The sequence below is a fragment of the Halosolutus sp. DAT137 genome, from assembly GCF_059736405.1.
Genome location: NZ_JCAQID010000001.1, coordinates 115637 through 138908, shown reverse-complemented (window position 1 = coordinate 138908; position 23272 = coordinate 115637). Strand labels below are relative to the sequence as shown.

Genomic DNA, 23272 nt, shown 5'->3' with positions numbered 1-23272 from the left:
CGGTGTCCGTCTTTCTGGGGAAGGACCCGTGGCCCGTGGCGATAGCCCCCGTGTCCGATCGTGTGAGTCGAAAATCGATCGCGTTCCGGGGCTGCCGGCCAGCTAATCCTTCCAGCTCGGATTTTCGCGAGGCGGACTGAAGATGTCGACGCCGCGGACCGTCTGCTCGCCTCGATTCTCCGCCGCGTGGGGCTGGTCGCCCGGAATCGCGTAGGAGTCGCCGGATTCGCAGACGATCTCTTCGCCCGCGGTCAGGAAGACTAGTTCACCCTCGTAGATGAAGCCGGTCTGTTCGTTGGGGTGGCTGTGTTCGTCGACCACCGCACCGGGTTCGATCTCGAAGTGCTGGACGGTCATCGACTCCGAACCGGCCAGTAGCGCCAGGTGGACGCCGTCGGCGGCTTCCGACGGATCGATATCGTCGAGAGAAACGCGCTCCATACGGGTCGAGACGGACCCAACCGTCTCATAGTTTCCCCCTCCTTCCGCCGCAGTCGCCGTCGTTCACCGAACGGCCGCACACGCTTTCGCTCACCGATCGGGGTCGGTCTCGATAACCTCGATGCCGGTAATCTCGAACCGCGCGCCGCCGTCGTCGCCTTCGGTGACGCGAACGTCCCAGTCGTGGGCGTCGACGACCTGTTCGACGATGTTCAGTCCGAATCCCGTCCCGTCGGTCGTGGTCGAGTAACCGAGATCGAAGATTTCCTCGCGCTCGTCTGGGGGGATACCCGGACCGTCGTCCTCGACGTAGAACCCGCCCTCGAGGTCGCCGATCGTCATCGTCACGTCCTCGCCGCCGTGCTCAACGGAGTTGTCAGCCCGGTGGTCGCGCTGACTGCTCGTCGAACCGTGTTCGACGCAGTTCCGAACGAGGTTCTCGAGCAGTTGCTGGAGGCGGCTGGGATCGGCCCGAATCGTCCGATCGGTTTCGGTGACGAGCGTCGCTTCGCCCGTCGCGACGTTTCGCCAGCACCGTTCGCAGAGGTCGCTGAGGGTCACCGGTTCGAGGTCACCGACGCGCTCGCCGTCGCGGGCGAGGGTTAGCAGGTCCTCGATCAGCGTCTGGCTCCGATCGATCGCCCACTCGACTTCTTCCAGGTGGTCGCTGTCGCACTCTGCCATCGCCAGTTCCAGTCGGCCCGCGGCGACGGTCAACGGGTTCCGGAGGTCGTGAGAGACGATGCGTGCGAACTCCGCTAACCGCTCGTTTTGTCGTTCGAGCAACTGCTCGCGCTCTTTTCGCTCGGAGATGTCCCAGGAGATGCCGATCAACCCGACCACCACCCCGTCGGCGTTGCGCCACGGCACCTTCGATGTGAGGTTCCACTGGCCGTACTTCGGTAGGTGTTCGACCTCGTTGAGTATCGGCTCGCCGGTTTCGATGACCCACCGGTCGCTCTCGTAGGCCGAGCGCGCGTGCTCTTCGGAGACGAGGTCGATCTCCAGATCCGTCTTGCCGATAAAGCTCTCCGGGTCGTCGACGAACCCTTCGCTCACCCGCAGATGGCGGGCCTGGTCGTCCTTTACGAAGAGGTGGACCGGGACGCTCTCGAAGATCGAGTCGAGCAACCCGCTTTTTCGCGAGAGTTCCCGCTCCCGTTCCAGTCGATCGGTGACGTCGCGTGCGACCCAGAGGACGGTCTCTTGTCCCGACGCGGATTCCAGCGGTGTCACACGCGCCTCGAACCATCGCCGGCCCGCCTCGTCGCCGCAGTCGTCGACCGCGTACTCGATCGTCCGCAGTTCACCCGTCTCGAGGACCTCGCGGACGGTCTCGAGCAGTCGATCGGCGGTTCCGGTCGGAAGGAAGTCGTGGAATCGTTGGCCGACGAGCGATACCGCTCGGTCGGTCGGGAACGCACACGCCGATCCGGGGAAGACGTCCAGGTAGCGACCCTCCGCGTCGACGTAGCAAACGAGATCGGGGAGCGCTCCGGCGAGGCGTTCGAACCGGGCGCGGTTGCGACGAGCCTCGGTTTTCGCGCGCACCCGGTCGACGGCGTTCGCGATCCGGTTTGCCAGCACCGCATACTGGTTGGTGCCGCGTTCCTTTTGCAGGTAGTCGGTGACGCCACTCGAGATCGCCTTCCCGGCGACCTCCTCGCTCCCTTTCCCGGTGAACAAAATAAACGGGAGCGCGGGGTACTCCTCGCGAACCGCCTCGAGAAACTCGATCCCGTTTCGAGCAGGCATGTCGTAATCGCTGACGATGCAATCGACGTCGTCGTCGAGGCGATCCAGGCCCGCTCCGACGGTGGTCGCGGACTCGACGGCGAATCGATCGTCTTCGCGTTCGAGAACCGTCGCCGTTAGCTCCGCGAACTGGGGATCGTCGTCCACGTGCAACACCCGGATCGGGTCGTCCATACGCCCAGTATACCGGTCACGAAGCAAAAATGTCGTGTTGCTCGACACGAGGACTCGGTTTCATCCCCGTACCGAAGTTTGAACTACGCCGACGCCACACCTCGAATCATGTACGCCGTCGTCGGCTGTAGCGAGTGCTCGAACCTCTGGCTCATCGAGGGCCGATCGGAGACGACGCAGTGTCCCCGCTGTGGCTCGCGGAAAGCCTACGAGAAGCGCAAGAAGTTCGTCGAGACCGACGATGCCGACCACGCCCGCGAGGTACGGGCCTCGATGCTCGCCAATCGGCAAGGCGAGGGCGAGGCGTTCGCTGAACTGGACTCCTTCGGGGCACTCGAAGAGGACGTTGCGGGGGGCGTCGTCGACGACGAGGAGTACCTCGAGCAGTCGGGACTCGACGTCGACGAAGTCGCGGCCGCCGGCGATCGAGACCCGCGCGGGTCGACCCGGAGCGGGAGCAAGAAAGCGATCGTCGAGGCGGCCCTTCGAGAACTCGATCGGCCGACCGAAGACGAAATTATCGACTACGCCGGTGAACGCGGCGTCTCCCCGGAGTACGTCCGAAACTCTCTCGAAACGCTCACGAGGCGCGGTGAGGTAAGCGAGAGTCGGGGAACATACCGGCGGCTGTAGCGTCGCGAGACTGCCGTCCGAGGTGGTCCGCATCGAACGGCAGGGTTTTCGGTCAGCCAGCGAAAGGTGGCTGCAATGGATGAACAGGTCGACGTGCAGGCGGTGACGATCGGCGTCGGGACGGTCGTCGCGGTCGCCCTATTGGCCGTCCACACGGCCGTCACCGAGACGATTTTCGGGATCGAAACGACGGCGCTGGCGACGGGTGTCTTCGCCCTGACGTTTCTCGCAGTCGCCGCCCTGCACGGAGCCTACGGCCGGGGAGACCTCGCCATCGCACACGCACTCGCCGGCGTCGGGCTCCTCCTCGTCACGCTCGCAACCACCGGCCTGCAGGTTGCGGGCGGTCTCTTCTTTCTCGTCCTCGGCGGATCGTACATCGCGCTCACGACGGTTCGTGCGCGTCGCGAAGCGCGCGAGTCGCCAGGCTAGAGCTGTCGAGAGCGACCTGCGCGAGACGAGAGCGGTCAGCTACCGGCCGAGGTCCTCGTGGGCGCTCGCGAGGTGGTTCGAAGCCAACGCGGCGAGCAATGAGAGTTCGCCCGCGAGCGCGGCTACCGCAATGATCTCAGCGAGTGCGGCTGCGTTCGAGCCAGCCGGGTCCCCGCCGCCGCGCAAGCCCAGTACGTCGAGCGCTTCGGACTGGGTCGGGAGTTTCGTGCCGCCACCGACGGTGCCGACCTCGAGCGAAGCCAGCGAGACGCTGGCGTAGAGGTCGGTGGTTCCATCGTCGCGCTCGCGCGTGTCCATCGTCGTGATGGCGTTCGCCCCCTCGACCACCTGGGCCTCGTCCTGGCCCGTCGCGAGGAAGGCCGCACCTACGACGTTCGCCGCGTGAGCGTTGAACCCTAGACTCCCCGCCTTTGCACTCCCGACGAGGTTCTTGCGGGTGTTGGCCTCGACGATCGCCCCCGGCGTCGTGTGGAGTCGATCCGCGACGATGTCGCCGGGGATCACGACGTCCGCCGTGACGGAGCGACCCCGGCCCTCGACGGCGTTGATCGCGGCGGGTTTCTTGTCCGAACAGAGGTTCCCCGAGAGCGCGACGAGCGAGGCCGGGGTTTCGGCTTCGACGACCTCGCAGGCGGCCTCGGTCGCGATCGTTGCCATGTTCATCCCCATCGCGTCCTTGGTGTCGTAGGCGAACCGGAGGTAGACGGAGTCGCCGACGACGTAGGGTTCGATTCCGACCAACTCGCCGTGACTCGTGGTGGTCTCGGCTGCCTCTCGCAGTTGGTTGACGTTTTCGTCGACCCATTCGACCGTCTCCGCCGCCTCGACGACGCCGTCGACTCGAAACACTGGGGCGCGAGTCATTCCGTTTTTCGTGACGCGAGCGTCGGCTCCCCCCGCCGAGCGGATGACTGACAGTCCGCGGTTCACCGACGCGAGCAATGCGCCTTCGGTGGTCGCAAGCGGTAGATAGTGCTCGCCGCTGGCCGCACCACCATCGTTCGAAACAGGCTGTGCGGTTCCCTCACCGTTGACAGCGACGGGGCCAACGACGCCCATCGGCACCTGCGCTGCGCCGATCATGTTCTCGATGTTCGGTTCGGCCCGCTCGGCCGGGAACGTGTACGCACCGATCGCGTCGAGATCGGTCTCCGTTTCTTCTTCGACGAACAGCCGACGAGCGTCCGTTGCGACATCTGCGTCCGCGTGTGCCTCGAGTTCGTGAATTCGAAGGTCGCCTTCGCGGACGCGATCGGCGAGGTCCTGTGGGTCTGTCATAGGTTGGTCAAGACAGCCACGGTCCCTAACAGTTGCTGATCGTCGCGGTGCAAGGTGGTCGATCGGTGCCGAAACAGTCGTAAACGGGGCGGGAACCGTCAGCGATCGAACTCGGCGGTCGGGTGGTCCGTCGCCGACTCCCGATACCCTGCGTAGAACTCGTAACAGACGAGACCGAGGAACGCTGCGCCGGCGATCGCCACGATCAGCTGACTCTGGAGGGTGTCCCACGATTCCGCGAAAACCGCCGCGAAGATCATGGTGACGATCACGGCAAATCGAATCCGGCTGCGTGGCGAGACGGTCGCGTCGGTCATTGCGAGGTACGCCTGGGGTGCGCCCACGGTCAAGAAAGCGAAGACGAGAAACGCAAGCAGCGGAGAATCGCCAAACCGGACATCGAGTGACTGTTCTGCGACGATCACACCGGCGAACACGACTCCAGCGAGCAGAAACGAGCCGAGGATAACGCGGTTTTCACGAGAGAGCATTGCAAACGTATTCTACCGCTGATAGATAATCCTTGTGTGAGTTCGAGAGTCGTACCGAGCGGTCGACCGTCGCCTGCCACCCCCCGCTCCGGCGGTCCCATCATCACCCGGCCCGCGATTCGAGGTCCGTGGGCCGACGAACCGATCGGGAGCGTGTTCCTCTCAGTGCCCTTCCAAGCGTCGACTGATGAGTGAAACCGGAGACACGACATCGGTTTCACCCGTCAGTGCAGGCTTGGGAAGCCACTCAGCCGACATCCGAACTCGACTCCGGATCGGTACCGTTCCGATCGCTGAGAACGGTAAAATCGGCCGAACCACAGCGACACTCCGCTCGTCCGATCACCGTGATTGATCCGTCTGCCCGGTGCCAGGCGGCGTAAACGGCCGAACACGCATCGCAGCGGACGACGACTCGCGAGACGTCGTTTCGCCATGTCATAGTTACGTGTTCACAATACACTAGCTAGGCGTATCAAACGCTGGCGACGGTCGAATGTGAGCGAGCACGCACCGGAGAAAATCGGTCGGGAACACGTCCTGGACCCAACTGTTTTGCATCTCGCTCGCGCGTACTCGCTCATGACCGGGGCCGCGAATCTCCTGTTGACCAACGCCGAGGTACACGCGCTCACCGACCCCGATCGGACTCACGAGGCCGTCGCCGTCCGGGACGGCGAGATCGTTCGCGTCGGCAGGACCGACGAAATCGAATTTCTTGACGGCGTCGAAACGGACCGAATCGACTGCGAGGGGCGGGTCGTTCTGCCGGGGTTCGTCGACGCTCACACCCACCTCGAACAACTGGGTCAGCACCTCGTCCACGCAGACCTCTCGGCGGCCACGAGCGCCGACGACTGTCTCGAGCTGCTGGCCGAGCAGGCCGAGCGAAGCCCGGACCGCGAGTGGGTGCTCGGCTTCGGCTACGACGAGAGCGAGTGGGACGATTCTGGGTATCTCACCCGCGACCAACTCGATGTCATCAGCGAGGACCGCCCCGTCGTCGCCATGCGCGTCGATCTCCACACCGCGTCGCTGAATTCGGCCGCACTAGCGCGCCTGGAAGCCGACCTTCCCGATCGCGACCTGCGACAGGCGGACGGCGAGCCGACGGGCGTCGCCGTCGAGGACGCCGCCGAGGCCGTTCGTCGACGGATTACGGCCGGTCAATCGGAGATGCGGGAGGTTCTCACGGCCGCGATGGACCATGCTGCTTCCCTCGGCGTTACGGGCGTTCACGACAAGGTTCGTAGATCGCTGGCACCGCGCGTGTACCGCGACCTGGCCGCCGCCGACAAGTTGCCGCTGCGGGTCCGCATCGACTACTGGAGCGACCATTTCGAGAGCTTGCGCGATGTCGGACTGGCAACTGATAGCGAGGGCGGGACCACCGACGCGTTCGTCCAGACGGGCGCGATCAAATCCTTCTCCGACGGGAGCATCGGGAGCGAGACGGCGAAACTTCGGGACCCATACGCCGACCCGACGGGCGGCGAGAGTGATGTTGTGGCTCCAAACGAGAGCGACGAGAGCACAATCGAGAATCGCGGCCAGTGGGTCGTCGACCCCGACGCACTCTCGACGCTCGTCGACCGGGCCGACGAAGCGGGCTATCAGCTCTCGGTGCACGCGATCGGGGACGACGCGATCGAGGAGACGCTGTCGGCGCTCGAGACGACGGGCGATCCCGGCGGGGCGCGCCACCGGATCGAACATGCGGAACTGGCGACCGACGACCACCTCGAACGGATGGCTGCGGCTGGGATCGTCGCCTCGATGCAGCCGAACTTCCACCGCTGGGCCGGCCAGGGCGGCCTCTACGATCAGCGACTCGGGATCGATCGCCGGAAGCGGACGAACCGGTTCCAGCGTGTACTCGAGTACGACGTTCCGCTCGCCTTCGGCTCGGACTGCATGCCCCTCGATCCACTCCTGGGGATTCACTACGCGGTGACCGCTCCCGAACCCGCCCAGCGACTCTCGGTGACGGACGCCCTCAGGGCGTACACCCAGGGGGCGGCCTACGCCGGCTTCGACGAGGACCGACTGGGGACGATCGAGACCGCAAAACGGGCCGACATGGTGGTTCTCGAGGAGTCGCCATGGGAAGCCGACCGGATCGACGCGATCGACGTGGCGCTGACGCTGGTCGACGGTGCGGTCGTTTACGACGGCCGGTAACAGAAGGGGTAGCGTGGTTCCGGTCTGTCGAGAGCAGCGTGCCGAGCACGGTCGACCGTCGAGCGCGTCGGTTACAGCAATCCGTCTCAGTCGGAACCGGCCGGCCGAATCAGTCGTCGAGCGACGTGCCCGACCTCCGGTCCGAGCGCGTCCCCGGCGTCGCCGTCCGCTCGGTCCGGCCACCGAGCGTCTCGAAATCGAAATTGTCGAACTGCTCGGGCGTGACGCCTTCCTCGGCGTAGACGTACAGCGCAGTCTTCGCGATCCCCCAGATCGTCTGGCTGAGCAGATAGGTGAACACGAGCGCGAGGGCGACGAGGACGACCGCGAGCAGCACTCCCGGCCCCGGGAACACCACGGCAACCGGGACGGAGACTGCGATCGCCCCGACGACGAAGACGATTCCGACACCCACCCCGATCGCGGTGATTCCGAACCCGGCCCCCAGCGTCTCGCCCCAGGTATCCTTGAACGTCCTCCCGCTCTTCTCGAACATCGAGGTCGCGGTGACGTCCTCGAAGACGAGCACCGGGACGATGAAGAAGGTCATGATCGACCAGCCGATGGCAAACAGCGATCGAACGATCGAGGCGGCCGGGCTGTCGGAGTTCTCGAGGACCCTGAACACGATGCTTACCGTCGCGGAAATGAGCGACCAGACGACGATCGGGCCGAGGCGATCGTTAATCGCACGCATGCTGGCGCGAATTCGTGGCTCGCGGCCGTGGAACGCCTCGTTGGCCGCATACACAAGTGCAGCCGAGAAGTAGGTGCTGAAGAACGTCGTCACGAAGTACAGTCCGAAGAGCACGACGTACTCGAGGCCGCCGCCGATGACGTCCGCAACCACCAGCGGGAGGAAAAAGAGCACGAGGAAAACGATGCTCGAGATCCCCGCCAGCAGCGGAAATACCAGTAGCTTCGGATGGTCCCGAATCACGCCACTGCTGTCTTTCGTCAGCGTCCAGCCGGTTTTTAAGCGGTCGAAAAACCCAAATCCGCTCGATCGGGCGACCGTGTTCATACTCATACCGGAAAAACTCAGTTGGGACACTTATCAGTAGCGGAGATATTTCCGTGACCGAAGCCCGGCTGCCGTGTTGTACTACTGCTCTGTGTCTTGTGCGCGTTTTTTCGGGAGCAGAGCCGGTTTGACGAAGCAAGGAACTCCGATCGCGGCGACGGGACTATGGGGAGTGCGACCAAACTGGGAGACAATGGCGGATCGTCGTCGACTCGAGCGGTTCCTGCGATCGAAGCTGCAGGAGGCCGGCGAGCAGTACGAGGAGCTACGCACGTCGACCGACTCGCAGCTCGACGAAGCCCGTGAGGCGTACCGGGTGGCGAGAAACGCCCGCCAGTTGCCAGAGGACGAGGACGGACGGGCCAAGATCGTCTGTCGACGGTACGCCGAGCGGCGAGCGGCGATGCTAGACGACGAGTACCGGCCGGCCTGTTACGAGGACGACCACCCCGATTGTGAGGGCTGTGCGGAGGATATCCGGGAGGGACGAATCGAAACCTGGTGAGGAGATCGGGCGACGGGGCGGCGACGACGAACCGAACAGAATACGGGGGTACTGGCGCGCCGATCAGTCGCCGTTGGGCAGGTCGCGACCGGCGCTAGTCCCGTTTCCCTCCGCCTCGACACCGCTGTCATCGCCGTTGGCGGCGTCGGATTCGGGCAGGAGCGCCCAGACGACGATCGCGGCGACGATCGCGAGTCCCACCAGGGCCGACTGAACGACGGTCAGTTCGACGCCGGCCCAGGAGAGAACCGTCCGGAGTTCGACGATCACCGGGGCGGTGAACGCGAGGACGACGAGCAGTCCCGCTTTCGAGATACGCACTATCGGCTCACCCCCTGGAGCGCCGCGGTGAAGGTGCCGATCGAGCCGGCGATCGCGTTCGTCGCCGCGAGTTCGATCGCGTCAGCGGCCAGCGCGATCGAGTTCACGCTGGCGGGGAACGGATTGATGTCGGGACCGAACAGGCCGCCGCGCTCGACGATGCTCAACAGTGGGAACGAGTACGCGAAGATCACGAGCACCACGGCGATCGCGGTCCAGAGCTTGAGGTTGTCGAGGACGAGCGGCGCGTCCTCCGGGCCGGAGAGCGTGCCGGCGTATTCGTTTGCCGGCAGGCTGTCACTGCGGCCGTTGAACGCCGTTCCGATCACGTTCACGAAGAACAGAACGAGCGAGAGGGTAAGCAGGACGCCGCCGAGAGCGATCTGCGCGTTGAGTTCGCCGATGCTGCCGACGGCTGCCTCGAAGGTGACGCCGTCGTACTGCGGTTCGGCGGTCCGTCGCGGCACGCCGAGCAGGCCGGCGCGGTGCATCGCGTTGGACATGAACGTCATCCCGACGAACCAGATCACGACCTGGGCGAGTGCGATCGATCGGTTCCACAGCGCCTTCCCGGTCACCTGCGGGAGGAACCAGTAGGTGACGGCCATGAACGTCAGCGCGACGGCGGTGCCGACGGTGAGGTGGAAGTGGCCGACGACCCAGAACGTGTTGTGGACGAGGTAGTTGATGTTCATGCCGGCGTTGATCATTCCAGAGAAGCCGGCAGCGGCGAACATCAGCCCGGCGAGTGCCATCCCGGTGAAGGCGGGATTGCGCCACGGTAGCGCCGTGAGCCAGCCGAAGTAGCCCTCGCCGCCGCGCTGGCGAGCGCCGTGTTCCATGCTGGCGACGACGGTAAACGCGGTCAACAGGCTCGGCAACAGGAGGAACATCGTGTTCGTCATCGCAATGAACTTGAACCCTTCCGCGATGCCGGGGTCGAGATACTGGTGGTGGATGCCGGTCGGCACCGAGAGCACCAGGAAGAGAACGAACACGACGCGAGCCAGCGGATCGCTAAACAGCTTTCCGCCCGAGAGCTTCGGCAGCATGATATACCACATCATGTACGCCGGCATCAACCAGAAGTAGACGACCGGGTGGCCGAAGAACCAGAACAGGGTTCGCGTGAGCGTCGGATTGACGCTCTCGATCAGTCCGAGCGACCACGGCAGCAAGAACAGCAGGATGGCTGAGGCAACCCCGAGCGTGGCGAGATACCACATCAGCATCGTCGTCAACACCATAAACGTCGGTAGCGGAATCCGCTCGCCCGGATTTTCGGCTTTCCAGGCCAGCCACGAGCGGAACCAGTCGACGCCCGCGAGCCACGTTCCGACGACGAACAGGACGAGACCGAGATAGAACATCGGGTGAGCCTGCAGCGGCGCGTAGAAGGTAAACAGCACCGTCGCGCTGATATCGGTCGCGTCGGTGAAGCCGGCCAGAATCGCGACGCCGCTCATCGTTATCCCGATCGCCATCAGTGCGTACCATCCCCAGGTGAATCGGAGGTCTTCGAGGCCCCGATCGAGGCTGGTCGTTACCGCCCACGTGAACACGCCGACGAGGAAGAAGATCGTAAACGAAATGACGAGAAAGACGCCGTGGGCGGTGAGGACGGTGTAGTAGTCCGCCGAATCGATAAATCGGTAGTAGTTAGTCCGGTGGAGCGTCTGGATGATCCCGAAGACCCCTCCCAGCGCGAGCGCGAGGAAAGAGCTGTAAAACGCTGCTCGGATCACTTTCGCCTCTGCAGGGAAGTCGTCGATGTACGCGTTATTCATCGTTATCACCTCCGTCATCGTCCGCATCGAGGTCTTCAGCCACGGTCAGCGTCCCGCTTTCCTCGTTATCGTCGACGGTGACCGTCCAATCGTGGTCGCCCTCGCCGAGGTCGTCGGCGGCGACGGTAATCGTCGTCGTCTCGCTCCCGTCACCGGAGACGGTCACCTCCTCCTCGATCGTTTCGCCGCCGATCTCGAGGATCACGGTCGTCTCGAGATCGTCGAGTTGGCCGTTCTCGACCGTGACCTCGAAGGTCGCTTCCTCGCCGAGTTCGACCTCGTCGGGGGCCTCGACCGAGAGTTCGGTCAGATCGAACTCGTCTTCGGGGACGACGTGAACCTGGCCTTCCATGTTGTGATGTCCGGAGCCACAGTATTCGTTGCAGACGACGCCGTACTCGGCGGGCTCGTCGAACTCGACGGTCATCGTCGACACCTCGCCGGGGACGACCATCGTGTTGACGTTGGTCCCGACGATACTGAAGCTGTGAATGACGTCCCGGCTCGTCACGTAGAACGTCACCTCGCTGCCGGCCGGCACCTCGACCGGATCGGGTCGGAAGAGCCACGTCTGGGCGAGGACGTAGGCTTCGTACTCGTTTTCACCGACCTGCTCGACGCGCGGGTCGGAGAACCGATCGTCTTCGTCGAGTGCGTTCGGGTCGACGGTCTCTTCGCTGTCGTCGATCATCGCGATGCCGAGACCGACCGAGCCGTAGGTGATCGTCCCGATGAACGCGACGATCAACAACAATGCGGCGATCAGCCACACCTTTTCGTAGGTGTGGATGTTCATAGAAGCCCCACCACCGCCGCAGTGCTAATCGATCCAACGACAGTCGGGTCGTTGCCGAGGAACTCCACGAAGTACATGAAGAACCACAGCGCGACCAGGATCAGAAAGTACAGACCGATCAGGGCGAGCGTTCCGATCGGATCGTACTCGTCGTGACCGATCTCTCGTGTTTGCTCCGGAGCGTGAACTCCGTCCGTCTCGTCCGTTGCCTGACTCATACGGCCGTCTAAGTAAAGTCACCTCTTAACCCCTAGAGTAATTCTCAGTCCATAGGAACGCCGGGGGGTATTATACGATCGCTATCCTACCCACACCATATGGTACTCGAGGATCTTTCACCACGAACGGCACTCGTTGTCGGATTGCTGGCACTCTTTCCAGTTTCGTGGTACGGACTGACCAGTTCGCTCTCGGCCGGCGTCGTCTCCGCAATCAACGTCCTTCTTATCACCAGTCTCCTCTACGTCGCGTTCGAACCCGTCCCGGACTCCCACGGACACGGATCGAAAGACGCGTCGTAATCGCGCATGGCCGGACTCGAGACGGTGATGTTCGAGACGCTGATCGCAACACACGATCACGGAACGACAGCCACTGAACACGCAGATCTGCTGGTATTCCTGCTCGTCGGCCTGCTCGCGGGCGCACACTGCCTGGGGATGTGCGGGCCGCTCGTGACGACCTACGCCGATCGGATGGGATCCTCCGGTAGCGACGGTCGCGCCGACGGAAGCGGTCACCGTCGTGCGGATACACTGACGCTCTTCGAGGTCCGCCAGCACGGGCTGTTCAACCTCGGCCGAGCCGCGAGCTACGCCCTGCTGGGGGGTGTGTTCGGATTGGTCGGGGGGCTGGCGATCACCTCCGTCGATACCGTCACAGCGGCCGGCGATACGGTGCGAGGGACAGTCGGTATCCTCGCCGGCGTCGCGATCATCGCCAGCGGGGTCTACTACCTCCGGGGACGGGCCGGCGTCCCCCACGGACTGCCGCTCGTCGGTCCCCTCTTTCGCTGGCTCTCGGGGCTGCTCGCGAGCCGAGTCGATCGACTCGCCGGCTCGCCCGGTATCGTCAGCCTCGGCGCGGTCCACGGCCTTCTGCCCTGTCCGATCATTTATCCGGCGTACCTCTATGCGTTCGCGCTGGGCGATCCGGTACGCGGCGCGCTCTCGTTGGCCGCCCTCGGGGTGGGAACGATCCCGACGCTGTTTCTCTACGGCACCGTCCTCGCCTCGATCGATACGGCGACGAGAGTGCGTCTCCACCGGGTACTCGGAGCCGCCTTTCTCCTGCTTGGCTACATTCCGCTCCAGCACGGACTGATGTTGTACGGCGTTCACCTCCCCCATCCGCCGATTCCGTTCTATCAACCGCTGTGATCTACCGATGAGCGACCTTCACACCGACGATCGGTTCGACGACGGCCCACTCCCGACCCGGCGTGCCGCCGAAAGCGCCGGGAACACCAAAAGCGCGGAGAACGGCGAGGAGGGCGAACCGTCGGCAGACGACGGTACCTGCACGCTCTGTTCGTTTCCGACGCCGACAGCGCCTCACACCGCCCCCGATGTCGAGGGCGCGTTTTGCTGTCGAGGCTGTCTCGAAATTCACCGCACGCTCGGAGAGGTCGAGGACGTCTCCGCAGACGCCGTCCGCCATCGACTCGAAGCCGATCCGGAAACGGGCGACGACCGCGACGGCGAGCAGGCCTTCCTGGCCGTCGACGGGATGCACTGTGCGACCTGCGAGGCGTTTCTCGAGACGCGCGCGACCGAAACCGACGGGGTAGTCGACGCGGCGGCGAGTTACGCGACCGATACGCTCCGGGTGACCTACGATCCCGATCGCATCGACGCAGCCGCCCTCCCCGAGGCCGTCTCGGGCTACGGCTACGAGGCTCGCGATCGGGCCGAAAGCCGGGACGAGGAACCACGGGATGCAGCGCTTATCAAGTTCCTCGTCGGCGGCGGGATGTTCGGGATGATGGTGATGGTCTGGTACGCCCTCTTTCTGTACCCGACGTACTTCGGCTACGAACCCGTGGCCGACTTCGGCAGCTACGACGGCTACTACGTGGCCGCGAACATCTGGCTGATGACCTCGTTCGTCCTCTGTTATACCGGCTACCCGATCCTCCGGGGTGCCTACGTCAGCCTCCGGTCCGGTATGGCGAACATGGATCTCCTGATCGCCGTCGCCGCCGTCGGCTCCTACGCCTACAGCACGCTCGCCATGGGACTCGGGCGGACGGATCTCTACTTCGACGTCACCGTTGCGATCGTCCTCGCGGTCACGGCGGGCACCTACTACGAGGACCGGATCAAGCGGAAGGCTACCGGCCTCCTCTCGGAACTCACCGAACAGCAAGTCGACGAGGCCCGCCTCGAGAACGGCGAGACGGTTTCGATCGACGCGGTCGACCCCGGCGATCGACTGCTCGTTCGCCCCGGCGACCGAGTGCCACTCGACGGCGAACTCGTCGAGGGCGAGGCGGCGATCGACGAGTCGCTGGTCACCGGCGAGTCGATACCCGTCGGGAAGGGGCCGGGAGACACGGTTCGGGGCGGGACGGTCGTCACCGACGCGCCGATCGTGATCCGGGTCGGTGCGGACGCCGACAGCACCCTCGATCACCTCGTCTCGCTGCTGTGGTCGATCCAGAGCGCCCGGCCCGGCGTCCAGCGACTCGCGGACAAACTCGCGACGATATTCGTCCCGCTGGTGCTCCTCCTCGCGGGGACGGTCGCGGCGGTCTTGCTCGCGACCGGATCGTCGCTCCCGGCGGCACTGCTGGTCGGCCTCACCGTCGTCATCGTCTCCTGTCCCTGCGCTCTGGGCCTTGCAACCCCACTCGCGATCGCCTCGGGGGTCCAGTCGGCCGCGAAGCGCCGGATCGTCGTCGCCACGGAAACGATCTTCGAGGATGCCCCCGACGTCGACATCGTCGTTCTCGACAAGACGGGTACGCTCACGACGGGGACGATGACCGTCACGGCCGTCCACACCGAGGGAGACGGCGGAGACACCGAATCCGCGGCTGGCGTCCGGGTCGACGGCGGCGATGGGACAGAGAATGGCGTCAGGCCGGACGCCAGTGAGGGAACTGAAACGGATACCGGCGCAGACGCAGGCGAACTCCTCGCCCGCGCGGGCGCGGTGGAATCACTCTCCGACCATCCGGTCGGGGCTGCGATCGCAGACGCCGCGAACGAGCTTGAGGGGGTCGAGAACGCCGCAAATGCCGCCGTCGACAGCTTCGAACGCGACAGTCGCGGTGTCAGCGCGGTCGTCGAGAGCGATACCGCGACAGCAGACCCCGACGTCACCGCTGCCGGCGATCGGGTCGTCGTCGGCCATCCCGACTACGTGCGGGAGCGGGGCCACGTCGCGAGCGAGGAACTCGACGCACACGTCGATCGCGCCCGGTCGACCGGCGACGTGCCGGTCCTCGTCGGCTGGGCGGGTCGCGCCCGGGGCGTGATCGTCGTCGGGGACGCGCCGCGGGAGTCGTGGCGCGATGCCGTCGAAACGCTGGCCGACGGACGGGAGATCGTCGTCCTCACGGGCGACGAGGGCGCGGCAGCCGATCGATTTCGGGACGTCGACGCCGTTGACGAGGTCTTCGCCGGGGTTCCACCCGAAGCGAAGGCGGAGACGGTCCGGCGGCTGCGGTCGCGGGGCACCGTCGCGATGGTCGGCGACGGGAGCAACGACGCGCCGGCGCTCGCGGCCGCCGACGTGGGCATCGCGATGGGCAGCGGGACCAAACTCGCGACGGAGGCCGCGGACGCGGTGATCGTCGGCGACGACCTCGGGGCGGTCTCCGAAACGTTCCGGATCGGGGCTCGGACGCACCGGCGAATCCGCCAGAACCTCGCGTGGGCGTTCGCCTACAACGCGGTGGCGATCCCGCTGGCGATCACCGGTCTGTTGAACCCGCTGTTCGCCGCCGTCGCGATGGCCGGCAGCAGCGTACTCGTCGTCGCGAACTCCGCGCGATCGGTCTAAAATCCGCGTCTCGGTCCCTCTTCGTCCGGCGTCTCGATCACTCCTCGTCCGTGACCACCCGATCGACGCGTTTCCGATCGCCGTCTTCGTAGACGTACGTCTCGTCCGCCGCTTCGTCGCGAGTCCGTCGGTGGCTGCCGTCACAGAACGGAAACGACGCCGAGAGGCCGCACTGACAGATCGCCACGTCGCCTTTTTCGTCGTCGATGTCAGACGGCATCAGCTTCTTTGGTTCGATCCCCTCGAGTTCGACCAGTCTCGACATGGGTTCGAGTGGGTGTCGCGGCACCGAAAAGCTTCGCTCCGGAGTCGGTCACGGCGTCTGAACTGGTAGAGAAGCGCCCGCGGCGGGCCCGAGCAACGAACGGCAAACTACTTGACCTCGGTCTGTTATGTCGACAGTAGAGTAGGGATGACCCCGCACACCGCCGGAACGACGACGGCGATCGCGCTCGCGGTCGTCAAGACCCTCGTGTTGCTCGTCGGCGGCACCATCACGTTCTTCGCCTACAAGGCCTATCGCCGGACGAACCAGCAAGCGCTGAAGTTGCTCGCGATCGGCTTCGGACTGGTCACCCTCGGTTTCGTCCTCGCCGGCGTGTTGTACGAACTGCTGTCGATCTCGCTGAATCTCGGTATCTTGCTCGAGAGCCTCCTGATGCTCGCCGGCTTTCTCGTGATCGCGTACTCGCTGTACGTGAACTGACGTGAAACTGTCCCGTCTCGATAGACCAGCGTTACCGAAATCGATCAGCGCCGATCGACGACGTGTGCGCGGACCGTCTCGAGCAGCGACTCGCGTGAGGGTCGGGCTTCGACGAGCGTGATGATCCCGAACGCGCGAGTCCTGACCTCACGAACCGGCAATTCGGCTTCGACGAGTAGTTCGAGGGGCTCTTGGTTCCACCGACAGCCCGCCTGCTCGTAGTGGGCGTCGGCCCGCCAGTCCTGAAACCGCGCGATCGGGCCGACGTCGCTCCGGCCGTGTTCGAGCAGGCGTATCTCCCCGCCGGGCCGACAGACCCGATCCATCTCCTCGATCGCCGCGACGGGGTCGGGAAACGTACAGGTCGACAGCGACGAAATGACGGTGTCGAAGCTGTCGTCGTCGAACGCCATATCCTGTGCGTCCATCTCCCGGAGCGTGCCGTCGACGGCGAGTCGATCGAGGCGGTCCCGTGCGTTCACCAGCATTTCGGGACTGATATCGATGCCGACGAGATCGACGGACGCCGGCAGGTACGGGAAGTTCGGCCCCGTCCCGCAGGCGACGTCGAGGACCCGACCCTCCGCGTCCGCGAACAGTTCGCGGCGGTACCGACCGGTGAGCCGCCGGTCGATCCAGTCGAGCCGATCGATCCAGTGGGCGCAGTCGGCGTAGGACGCGCGAATCTCCTCGATCGACATCGGACGCCGCGCTGCCGGATCGCCGCCCTCGTCGGTCGAGTGTGCGGCCATCGAGGTCACCTCCGCCACCCGTCAGGTCGATCGCGATCGATTCCGGTGGGACCGCTGCGAGTGGGACGCCGATTCCGATCGTGACGGCGGTAGTGGTCATCCATCACGACCAGCGGTACCACGTCTCCTGTAATAGTGGTACGACACCGCTGGAACCGAGCACGTCGGGAAGGGACACCCGTGTGTCGAGAAAAACCGCAGTTGCTTTATCCGGCCGAACGGTCTGCTGGACCAGAGAATGTGGCCACTAGGACACGTTGCAGTCGCCTATCTCTGCTACCGGGCCGACACTCACCGCCGCACGGCCGCGCCGCCGGACCACTGGCCCGCGATCGTTCTGGTGTTCGGCGGCCTGTTTCCGGATCTCGTCGATAAGCCGCTGGCCTGGTACGCCGGCGTGTTGCCGACCGGGCGAACCCTCGCTCACTCGCTCGTACTGCTGGTTCCGCTTTCGATCGCGGTCTACTATCTCACCGATCGGTACGGGCGGGTCGAGTACGGACTCGCCTTCGCGATCGGTGCCATCTCACACGCGCTCGTCGACGTCGTGCCGGCCCTCTGGAGTTCCGAGACCTCGACCGCCTCGCTCCTCTGGCCGATCGTTCCCGTCGAGGCCTACGAGGACGGCGCGCCGACGGTGATGGGATTGTTGCTGGATTCGCTTTCCGACCCGTTCTTCCTCGCGGAGTTCCTCCTGCTCGGAATCGCGATCGTGCTGTGGCGGCGGGACGGCTATCCGGGATTCCAGCCGGTGACGGCGCGTCTCGGACTCGATCGGCTCCGGGCCGAATAGGAAGCCGATCGGCCTCTCGTGCGACCGACGCATCATCGACTCACGAGATTGTCAGTGCGACGAACAGCTGGCCAGCGCCGGCAAGCACCAAGAGTGCGCCGGCAGCCGAGAGCAACCGATCGGGACCGACGACGCGCTCGATTCCCAGCGAGCGGCCAACGGCGATCGCGACGGTGGCGGCGAGCAGCAACGCGGCGACGCTCCCGCCGTATGCACCCAGAACCGCGGCGGTTCCCGTCGGCGAGAGTGTCGTCGCCTGAATCGCCACGCCGAGAAACACCGGCAACACGCAGGCGGTCGCCGCCAGCGCGTAGAGTACCCCGAACAGCACGAAGCCGGCGACGCTCGCCCGACGCCTGGGAAGCGGAACGTGAATCCGGCCCGTCCAGCCCCGAAGGACCGCCAGTCCGAGCGCGATCAGCGCGACCCCCACGCCGAGTTCGATCGTGTGAAGGGCGCGCTCGACGAGGTCGCTTGCGGCCACCGCGAGGGCTGCAAGGAGGGCGAACGTCGCCAGTACGCCGACGGCGGCCGCTCCGCCTCGAAGAAGGGCACCGGCGAGGGGTGCCCGATCGTCGTCGGTTGCGGCGACGTAGTAGCCGACGTAGCCGGGAAGCAGGGCGTACGAGCAGGGTGCAAAGAACGTCGCCGCGCCCGCGCCGAGGGCGACGGTCAGCGTCGCGTACAGTTCGGTACTCATCCGTGACTCCTCCAGCGTGAATTCGATCGTCGGTCGTCTCCCGGTTCCTCCCGTCCTCGATCCCGTCGCAAGCCCTGTCGTGTGCTCATTCGCTTCTCGGTCCGGGTCGTGTATTTCTCTCTCTGTCCGTGTCGCGTGCTCAGTCCCCGTTCGTCGCCGCCCGGATGCCCTCACGCAGTTCCCCGGCGGTGGCGTCGCCGCGGTGGTCCCAGACGACGCGGTTGTCCGCGTCCAGCGCGTAGGCGTAGGGCACGCCGGACGGTTCCAGTCGCCGGGTGAGTTCGAGATCGGTGTCCAGCGCGACCGGCCAGGTTCCGTCGTGTTCCGTCCACCACTCGGCAACGTCGCCTCGGGAGACCGTGGTGCCGACCGGTTCGTTGGTCACCGACAGGAACTGTATCTCGTCACCGACGTCCGCGTAGACGGTCGCGAGCGCGGGCATCAGTCCCTTGCAAACGGTACACCAGGTGGCAAAGAATTCCACGAACGTCGGTTCGCCCGTCGCCGGAACGGTGACGGATCCGCCCGAACTGCCCGGCGCGTCAACGGTCTCCAGTTCGATCGACTCGACGCCGACAGCCTCGTCCGGGCCGCCGATAGCCCCGAACGCCAGGGCAGCACCGCCGCCGAGCACGGCCAGGCTCCCGGCACCGGCGAGGAGGTCGCGTCGTCGCACGATCACCACCGCTCGCGGAGCGTCTCCACGTCGTCTACGACCGTCGCCGGGTTCGGCGGCTCGCCGGTGTAGGCCCGCTCGACGTAGCCGTCGGCGTTCGCGAGCACGAGCAGGTTGCTGTGAGCCCAGGCCATGTTCTCCATTTCTCGATCGTCCGCCGGCACGTACTGGAACTGGACGCCGAGCGTGTCGGTGACGACTTCCTCGGTTCGCGCTTCGGTCTCGGGCCGGAGGAACCACCAGTTCCCGACCTCGTAGTTCGCCCCGCGTTCCTCGCCGTACTCGGTGAGTCGCTCCGGCGTGTCGTACTCGGGGTCGAACGTGATCGGCAGGAACGCGAACTCGTCGGTAAACTCGCCGTCGATCGACGCCGCCTGCACCTGGACGAGCGGCGACACCAGCATCGGACACGCCCCCGAACAGCGCGTGAATATCGCGGTGAGCATCACGTGGCGGTCACCGACGAACTCCCGCGTCGACACCTCGCGGTCGTGGCGAACGGCCGGGACGGTCGCCGCCGGGAGTTCCTCCCCGTGGATCGGGTACGGCAGATCGGCGTCGGCAATCCGATCGTACTCTTCGGGCACGTCGAGCACGACGTTGTCGTTCGCGCCGGTTGAGCCGAACGGGAGCGCACCGGTACAACCGGCGAGTACCCCGCCGAGCGTCGTCACGCCAGCGCCTCGGAGAACGGTTCGACGATCGATATCGGGGTCGTTGAGCGTCATCGTTGGAAGCAAAACCGCACGTCCGCAATTCGATCCCACGGGTTCGATGCGATCGATCGCACCTCAGAGCCGGAACACCCGGCCAGCGAGGCCGTGGCTGTCACGGTCCCGATCGCCCGCCGGAATCGATATCGGTCCACACGTCCGGCTAGTCGACGCCGTTTCTAATGGATTCTGGTTCAATGACCGAATGGGTGGGCGATCGAACCGCAATCGATCGTGAGTACACGGCCAAAGTGGCGTGATCGAGTACTCCCGGTGGCTGCTACCACAGACGCTTGGATGCGGCGAGTCGTGTGAGAGACGAGCGGTTGCCGACAGGTGACAAAGTGCCAGTAAGAAAAGCCTAGGCCGGGATTTGAACCCGGGCTCTCGTCCTTACCAAGGACGCGCTTTACCGCTAAGCTACCCAGGCGCTACACTTTGATTGAGTGGTGCCACGGGTTATATCCCTTTCCATCTACGGCAGCCGTGTCAGGCGATTCCATCCACCTACGGGTCCGTCGCGGACGTGGCCCGATCGGTCGTCGAATCGTCGATCGATCGGTCGGGCCGGGTCTCGAAGCGGGCCAGTCCGTCGGCTGCTGGCGGAAAGGCGGTTCCGACGGCTCCAGCGAGGTCGTCGGCGATGCCGAGCAATCGTACGGGCGGGGTGCCGTCGACGGCGGCGGCCCCAGCGAGGACGGCGAGTTCGAGAACGTCACGTTCGAGATTGGCGTCGATCGAACTGGGATTCTCGACGTCTGTGATCGCCTCCGAGTCGCGATCGCGGTTGCGATCGAGTTCGGTGTCGCGTTCCTGCCTGTCGCGAGCGACGGTAGTCCGGCGGGTCTGATCGCGGCCGAACGCCTGGACGGTGCGAACGGCCTTGCCGGCGGCATCCGTCTTCGCAAGCAGGTAGAACCCGCGAGCGACGAGGATATCGGCGGCGAGGATCGAGAGGTCGGCCTCCGCGGCCGCGCTATCGTCGTCCATCCAGGGTTCGTCGTGGGAGAGCGATCGGGTCAGCCGGAGCCCTTCGTAGATGAGTTGGACGCCGGCGGCGTGTTCGAGGATCGCGTCGGTCGGTCCGATGTCGTCGATCGGTCCGTCGCCAGCGGTGGATCCGTCGCGTTCGACGCGCCCGTCACGATCCGGGTCGGGTCCGCCGGCCGTTTCCGGGGCGATCGAGGCGGCGCTCTCGACGGTGAGGACACCGGGGAGCATCGACGCACCGTCGAGAACCGTGGCGATCCGATCGTACAATCGCGGTGGTTCGACGTCCGCAATAGCCTCGACGGCGGCACGCCGACAGCTGTCGGCCTGGTCCATTATTGGGGAGTTACGACGGAGCACGCAAAGACCTTTGGAAAGGCCGGGAGAGAGTCCGCTATGCTAACGATCGAGAGTGACGGTCAGCGATCGATGCGGACGATTGCGTTCGATCGGCCGGCGACACGCAACGCACTGACCATCGAGGGACTCGAAGCGCTCGAGACGGCGGTCGCAGACGCCGATGAGGCGGTCATCTACCTGACGGGAAACGGCCCCGCGTTCTGTGCAGGGGCCGACCTCGCGGCAGTGAGCGATCTCGGCGGCGATCGCGACCGGGCCGTCGAGTTCGCCCGACTCGGCCAGCGCGTCGCCCGGAGGATCGAGGACTCGGCGGCGATCGTCGTCGCGGGAATCGACGGCTCGGCACGCGGTGGCGGGCTGGAACTCGCGCTGGCTTGCGACGTGCGCGTCGGGACGCCGGCGTCGACCTACGGCGAACCCGGCGTTACGTTCGGCCTGTTCGGTGCCTGGGGTGGCACCGTCCGCCTGCCGCGAGTGGTGGGCGAGGGCGACGCCCTCGAGTTCGCGCTCTCGGGGCGGGTTGTCGACGCCGAAGAAGCACTGCGAATGGGGCTGATTTCCCGAATCGAAGACGATCCGCGATCGGTCGCCGAGGAGATCGCCGGCAACGCCCACGACGCCCTGGCAGTGCTCAAGCGGCGGCTCCGGGACGGTCGAGCGCGGGCGACGCAGGAACGACGCGAAGCCGAAGCGTTTGGCGACCTCGTATCGGCTCACGCCGAGGATATCGACTCGCTGCTCGAGTAGCAACTGGACACTCGGATAGTAATCGTACGCTCGGAAACCGTCACGCGGTGGGTGAGCAGAGCGGGAGTTCGTGGGTGAGTCCCGGTGTCAGGGCAGCGGCTCGGGCGCGGGTGGCACCTGCCGTTTGTGTTCGCTTCGGTCGTACATCCCGCGGACCTTCGTCACCGTCTCCTCGTCGATATCGAGCAGTCGGCACGTCGCGGCGACCGACAGCGGCCCGTCGACGTAGGTCACCAGAATCGAATCCAGCATCTCGTAGCTGATTCCCAGTTCGTCTTCGTCCGTCTGGTCGGCCCACAGCTCCGCGGTGGCGGTCTTGGCCGCGAGGTCCTCCGGAACGCCGACGTGGCGGGCGAGCTGGCGAACCTGGCCCTTGTAGAGGTTCCCGATCGGGTGGCAGTCGACCGCGCCGTCGCCGTATTTCGTGAAGTAGCCGACGGCGGCCTCGCTTCGGTTGCCGGTTCCGAGCACGAGTCGGCCCTCGTGGTTGGCGACGAGATAGTTCAGGACGGCGCGGACGCGTGCGCGAGCGTTCCCGACCGCGACGTGGTCGCCCTCGGCATCGGGATAGGCCTCGATCAGCGAGTCGACGATCGGCTCGATCTCGATCACGTCGTAGCTGATCTCGAGGTCCCGGGCGATGCGTTCGGCGTCGCTCATGTTCTCGTCGCCGCTGACCCGTGCGGGGAGGACGAGTCCGTGGACCTGGTCGACGCCCAGGGCCTCGACCGCGAGGTACGCCGTGAGGGTGCTGTCGATCCCTCCGGAGAGACCGAGAACGGCACCGTCTGCCCCCGCAGCGTCCGCTCGATCGCGAATAAACGCGGTAATGTGGTCGCGGCGCTGTTCCAGTTCTGCATCCGAGAATCGAACGTCGAGCATTACGCGTCCGTACGGATCGGGCGCTCTAATAGCCACTCCCTACGAGAGAAAAGTGTCCGAACGGTCAGTTTTCGAACGAATGGACTCGATCGGTCGAACCGGCGGT

26 protein-coding genes and 1 tRNA gene are annotated in these 23272 nt (G+C 65.3%); 10 read left to right on the top strand and 17 right to left on the bottom strand.

Annotated features, from left to right (window positions below; all coding sequences use genetic code 11):
* Positions 1 to 102: 102 nt before the first annotated feature.
* Together AC6I6L_RS00665 and AC6I6L_RS00660 are read right to left on the bottom strand one after the other, a co-directional pair.
* Positions 103 to 441: a cupin domain-containing protein gene (locus tag AC6I6L_RS00665; RefSeq protein ID WP_497915783.1), complete on the bottom strand. Its 339-nt coding sequence runs from the start codon at positions 439 to 441 to the stop codon at positions 103 to 105.
* 90 nt (positions 442 to 531) lie between these two features.
* On the bottom strand, positions 532 to 2370 hold the full coding sequence (locus tag AC6I6L_RS00660) for a PAS domain-containing sensor histidine kinase (protein ID WP_497915782.1): 1839 nt from the start codon (positions 2368 to 2370) through the stop codon (positions 532 to 534).
* A gap of 108 nt (positions 2371 to 2478) precedes the next feature.
* Here AC6I6L_RS00660 and AC6I6L_RS00655 point away from each other — a divergent pair, with 108 nt between their 5' ends.
* Complete coding sequence (locus AC6I6L_RS00655; RefSeq protein ID WP_497915781.1) at positions 2479 to 3003, top strand: DUF5817 domain-containing protein; 525 nt, start codon at positions 2479 to 2481, stop codon at positions 3001 to 3003.
* A gap of 75 nt (positions 3004 to 3078) precedes the next feature.
* Positions 3079 to 3435 (top strand): hypothetical protein, encoded by a 357-nt coding sequence (locus tag AC6I6L_RS00650; RefSeq protein ID WP_497915780.1) that lies wholly within the window; start codon positions 3079 to 3081, stop codon positions 3433 to 3435.
* Between the two features lie 39 nt (positions 3436 to 3474).
* Here AC6I6L_RS00650 and hmgA read toward each other — a convergent pair whose 3' ends face one another.
* Both hmgA and AC6I6L_RS00640 read right to left on the bottom strand, forming a co-directional pair.
* Complete coding sequence (gene hmgA / locus AC6I6L_RS00645; RefSeq protein WP_497915779.1) at positions 3475 to 4734, bottom strand: hydroxymethylglutaryl-CoA reductase (NADPH); 1260 nt, start codon at positions 4732 to 4734, stop codon at positions 3475 to 3477.
* Positions 4735 to 4832: 98 nt separating this feature from the next.
* Entirely contained in the window at positions 4833 to 5225 is a 393-nt protein-coding gene (locus AC6I6L_RS00640; RefSeq protein WP_497915778.1) for a hypothetical protein, read from the bottom strand.
* Positions 5226 to 5807: 582 nt separating this feature from the next.
* Here AC6I6L_RS00640 and AC6I6L_RS00635 point away from each other — a divergent pair.
* Positions 5808 to 7406, top strand: coding sequence for an amidohydrolase (locus AC6I6L_RS00635; RefSeq protein WP_497916822.1), 1599 nt, complete (start codon positions 5808 to 5810; stop codon positions 7404 to 7406).
* Between the two features lie 109 nt (positions 7407 to 7515).
* Here the strand turns inward: AC6I6L_RS00635 and AC6I6L_RS00630 are convergent, their stop codons facing one another.
* Positions 7516 to 8436, bottom strand: coding sequence for a DUF6159 family protein (locus tag AC6I6L_RS00630; RefSeq protein WP_497915777.1), 921 nt, complete (start codon positions 8434 to 8436; stop codon positions 7516 to 7518).
* 187 nt (positions 8437 to 8623) lie between these two features.
* Between AC6I6L_RS00630 and AC6I6L_RS00625 the strand changes: the two genes are divergently transcribed.
* Positions 8624 to 8935: a DUF7091 family protein gene (locus tag AC6I6L_RS00625; protein ID WP_497915776.1), complete on the top strand. Its 312-nt coding sequence runs from the start codon at positions 8624 to 8626 to the stop codon at positions 8933 to 8935.
* A 63-nt stretch (positions 8936 to 8998) separates the two neighbouring features.
* Here AC6I6L_RS00625 and AC6I6L_RS00620 read toward each other — a convergent pair whose 3' ends face one another.
* The 4 genes from AC6I6L_RS00620 to AC6I6L_RS00605 are packed head-to-tail and all read right to left on the bottom strand — an operon-like array spanning position 8999 to position 12057.
* A complete protein-coding gene (locus AC6I6L_RS00620; RefSeq protein WP_497915775.1) occupies positions 8999 to 9256 on the bottom strand; it encodes a CbaC protein in 258 nt (85 codons plus the stop codon).
* Positions 9256 to 11043, bottom strand: coding sequence for a b(o/a)3-type cytochrome-c oxidase subunit 1 (locus AC6I6L_RS00615; RefSeq protein ID WP_497915774.1), 1788 nt, complete (start codon positions 11041 to 11043; stop codon positions 9256 to 9258). Before AC6I6L_RS00615 ends, AC6I6L_RS00620 begins: the two co-directional genes overlap by 1 nt.
* A complete protein-coding gene (locus tag AC6I6L_RS00610; RefSeq protein ID WP_497915773.1) occupies positions 11036 to 11839 on the bottom strand; it encodes a cytochrome c oxidase subunit II in 804 nt (267 codons plus the stop codon). Before AC6I6L_RS00610 ends, AC6I6L_RS00615 begins: the two co-directional genes overlap by 8 nt.
* Positions 11836 to 12057, bottom strand: coding sequence for a hypothetical protein (locus AC6I6L_RS00605; RefSeq protein WP_497915772.1), 222 nt, complete (start codon positions 12055 to 12057; stop codon positions 11836 to 11838). The genes AC6I6L_RS00610 and AC6I6L_RS00605 overlap by 4 nt, the downstream gene beginning before the upstream one ends.
* 99 nt (positions 12058 to 12156) lie before the next feature.
* On the opposite strand from AC6I6L_RS00605, the gene AC6I6L_RS00600 reads away from it, so the two are divergent.
* Genes AC6I6L_RS00600 through AC6I6L_RS00590 form a run of 3 tightly spaced genes read left to right on the top strand, consistent with a single transcriptional unit; the run spans position 12157 to position 15847 of the window.
* A complete protein-coding gene (locus AC6I6L_RS00600; protein ID WP_497915771.1) occupies positions 12157 to 12360 on the top strand; it encodes a DUF8131 family protein in 204 nt (67 codons plus the stop codon).
* Positions 12361 to 12387: 27 nt separating this feature from the next.
* Entirely contained in the window at positions 12388 to 13218 is an 831-nt protein-coding gene (locus AC6I6L_RS00595; RefSeq protein ID WP_497916821.1) for a sulfite exporter TauE/SafE family protein, read from the top strand.
* A gap of 7 nt (positions 13219 to 13225) precedes the next feature.
* Positions 13226 to 15847: a heavy metal translocating P-type ATPase gene (locus tag AC6I6L_RS00590; RefSeq protein WP_497915770.1), complete on the top strand. Its 2622-nt coding sequence runs from the start codon at positions 13226 to 13228 to the stop codon at positions 15845 to 15847.
* Positions 15848 to 15884: 37 nt separating this feature from the next.
* Here AC6I6L_RS00590 and AC6I6L_RS00585 read toward each other — a convergent pair whose 3' ends face one another.
* Positions 15885 to 16112, bottom strand: coding sequence for a CDGSH iron-sulfur domain-containing protein (locus AC6I6L_RS00585; RefSeq protein ID WP_497915769.1), 228 nt, complete (start codon positions 16110 to 16112; stop codon positions 15885 to 15887).
* Between the two features lie 147 nt (positions 16113 to 16259).
* Here AC6I6L_RS00585 and AC6I6L_RS00580 point away from each other — a divergent pair, with 147 nt between their 5' ends.
* Positions 16260 to 16553 carry a DUF7521 family protein gene (locus tag AC6I6L_RS00580; RefSeq protein WP_497915768.1) on the top strand — a complete coding sequence of 98 codons (294 nt, stop codon included), beginning with the start codon at positions 16260 to 16262 and terminating at the stop codon, positions 16551 to 16553.
* 44 nt (positions 16554 to 16597) lie between these two features.
* On the opposite strand, the gene AC6I6L_RS00575 is transcribed toward AC6I6L_RS00580, so the two are convergent.
* On the bottom strand, positions 16598 to 17305 hold the full coding sequence (locus AC6I6L_RS00575) for a class I SAM-dependent methyltransferase (RefSeq protein WP_497915767.1): 708 nt from the start codon (positions 17303 to 17305) through the stop codon (positions 16598 to 16600).
* A 238-nt stretch (positions 17306 to 17543) separates the two neighbouring features.
* On the opposite strand from AC6I6L_RS00575, the gene AC6I6L_RS00570 reads away from it, so the two are divergent.
* Positions 17544 to 18098 (top strand): metal-dependent hydrolase, encoded by a 555-nt coding sequence (locus AC6I6L_RS00570; RefSeq protein WP_497915766.1) that lies wholly within the window; start codon positions 17544 to 17546, stop codon positions 18096 to 18098.
* Between the two features lie 40 nt (positions 18099 to 18138).
* Here AC6I6L_RS00570 and AC6I6L_RS00565 read toward each other — a convergent pair whose 3' ends face one another.
* The 5 genes from AC6I6L_RS00565 to AC6I6L_RS00545 all read right to left on the bottom strand — a co-directional run bounded on the left by AC6I6L_RS00565 (position 18139) and on the right by AC6I6L_RS00545 (position 21513).
* Entirely contained in the window at positions 18139 to 18798 is a 660-nt protein-coding gene (locus AC6I6L_RS00565) for a cytochrome c biogenesis CcdA family protein (protein WP_497915765.1), read from the bottom strand.
* A 139-nt stretch (positions 18799 to 18937) separates the two neighbouring features.
* Positions 18938 to 19474 carry a TlpA family protein disulfide reductase gene (locus tag AC6I6L_RS00560; protein ID WP_497915764.1) on the bottom strand — a complete coding sequence of 179 codons (537 nt, stop codon included), beginning with the start codon at positions 19472 to 19474 and terminating at the stop codon, positions 18938 to 18940.
* Between the two features lie 2 nt (positions 19475 to 19476).
* Entirely contained in the window at positions 19477 to 20202 is a 726-nt protein-coding gene (locus AC6I6L_RS00555) for an SCO family protein (protein WP_497915763.1), read from the bottom strand.
* Positions 20203 to 20545: 343 nt separating this feature from the next.
* Positions 20546 to 20617 (bottom strand) — tRNA-Thr (locus AC6I6L_RS00550).
* A gap of 77 nt (positions 20618 to 20694) precedes the next feature.
* A complete protein-coding gene (locus AC6I6L_RS00545; RefSeq protein ID WP_497915762.1) occupies positions 20695 to 21513 on the bottom strand; it encodes a DUF7114 family protein in 819 nt (272 codons plus the stop codon).
* 60 nt (positions 21514 to 21573) lie between these two features.
* On the opposite strand from AC6I6L_RS00545, the gene AC6I6L_RS00540 reads away from it, so the two are divergent.
* Positions 21574 to 22284, top strand: coding sequence for an enoyl-CoA hydratase/isomerase family protein (locus tag AC6I6L_RS00540; protein WP_497915761.1), 711 nt, complete (start codon positions 21574 to 21576; stop codon positions 22282 to 22284).
* 87 nt (positions 22285 to 22371) lie between these two features.
* Here AC6I6L_RS00540 and AC6I6L_RS00535 read toward each other — a convergent pair whose 3' ends face one another.
* Positions 22372 to 23166 (bottom strand): NAD+ synthase, encoded by a 795-nt coding sequence (locus AC6I6L_RS00535; RefSeq protein ID WP_497915760.1) that lies wholly within the window; start codon positions 23164 to 23166, stop codon positions 22372 to 22374.
* Positions 23167 to 23272: the final 106 nt, after the last annotated feature.

Coding starts and splice junctions, on each gene's coding strand:
- AC6I6L_RS00665 (WP_497915783.1), bottom strand. CDS start 441: ATGGAGCGCGTTTCTCTCGACGATATCGATCCGTCGGAAGCCGCCGAC.
- AC6I6L_RS00660 (WP_497915782.1), bottom strand. CDS start 2,370: ATGGACGACCCGATCCGGGTGTTGCACGTGGACGACGATCCCCAGTTC.
- AC6I6L_RS00655 (WP_497915781.1), top strand. CDS start 2,479: ATGTACGCCGTCGTCGGCTGTAGCGAGTGCTCGAACCTCTGGCTCATC.
- AC6I6L_RS00650 (WP_497915780.1), top strand. CDS start 3,079: ATGGATGAACAGGTCGACGTGCAGGCGGTGACGATCGGCGTCGGGACG.
- hmgA (WP_497915779.1), bottom strand. CDS start 4,734: ATGACAGACCCACAGGACCTCGCCGATCGCGTCCGCGAAGGCGACCTT.
- AC6I6L_RS00640 (WP_497915778.1), bottom strand. CDS start 5,225: ATGCTCTCTCGTGAAAACCGCGTTATCCTCGGCTCGTTTCTGCTCGCT.
- AC6I6L_RS00635 (WP_497916822.1), top strand. CDS start 5,808: ATGACCGGGGCCGCGAATCTCCTGTTGACCAACGCCGAGGTACACGCG.
- AC6I6L_RS00630 (WP_497915777.1), bottom strand. CDS start 8,436: ATGAGTATGAACACGGTCGCCCGATCGAGCGGATTTGGGTTTTTCGAC.
- AC6I6L_RS00625 (WP_497915776.1), top strand. CDS start 8,624: ATGGCGGATCGTCGTCGACTCGAGCGGTTCCTGCGATCGAAGCTGCAG.
- AC6I6L_RS00615 (WP_497915774.1), bottom strand. CDS start 11,043: ATGAATAACGCGTACATCGACGACTTCCCTGCAGAGGCGAAAGTGATC.
- AC6I6L_RS00610 (WP_497915773.1), bottom strand. CDS start 11,839: ATGAACATCCACACCTACGAAAAGGTGTGGCTGATCGCCGCATTGTTG.
- AC6I6L_RS00605 (WP_497915772.1), bottom strand. CDS start 12,057: ATGAGTCAGGCAACGGACGAGACGGACGGAGTTCACGCTCCGGAGCAA.
- AC6I6L_RS00600 (WP_497915771.1), top strand. CDS start 12,157: ATGGTACTCGAGGATCTTTCACCACGAACGGCACTCGTTGTCGGATTG.
- AC6I6L_RS00595 (WP_497916821.1), top strand. CDS start 12,388: ATGTTCGAGACGCTGATCGCAACACACGATCACGGAACGACAGCCACT.
- AC6I6L_RS00590 (WP_497915770.1), top strand. CDS start 13,226: ATGAGCGACCTTCACACCGACGATCGGTTCGACGACGGCCCACTCCCG.
- AC6I6L_RS00585 (WP_497915769.1), bottom strand. CDS start 16,112: ATGTCGAGACTGGTCGAACTCGAGGGGATCGAACCAAAGAAGCTGATG.
- AC6I6L_RS00580 (WP_497915768.1), top strand. CDS start 16,260: ATGACCCCGCACACCGCCGGAACGACGACGGCGATCGCGCTCGCGGTC.
- AC6I6L_RS00575 (WP_497915767.1), bottom strand. CDS start 17,305: ATGGCCGCACACTCGACCGACGAGGGCGGCGATCCGGCAGCGCGGCGT.
- AC6I6L_RS00570 (WP_497915766.1), top strand. CDS start 17,544: ATGTGGCCACTAGGACACGTTGCAGTCGCCTATCTCTGCTACCGGGCC.
- AC6I6L_RS00565 (WP_497915765.1), bottom strand. CDS start 18,798: ATGAGTACCGAACTGTACGCGACGCTGACCGTCGCCCTCGGCGCGGGC.
- AC6I6L_RS00555 (WP_497915763.1), bottom strand. CDS start 20,202: ATGACGCTCAACGACCCCGATATCGATCGTCGAACCGTTCTCCGAGGC.
- AC6I6L_RS00545 (WP_497915762.1), bottom strand. CDS start 21,513: ATGGACCAGGCCGACAGCTGTCGGCGTGCCGCCGTCGAGGCTATTGCG.
- AC6I6L_RS00540 (WP_497915761.1), top strand. CDS start 21,574: ATGCTAACGATCGAGAGTGACGGTCAGCGATCGATGCGGACGATTGCG.
- AC6I6L_RS00535 (WP_497915760.1), bottom strand. CDS start 23,166: ATGCTCGACGTTCGATTCTCGGATGCAGAACTGGAACAGCGCCGCGAC.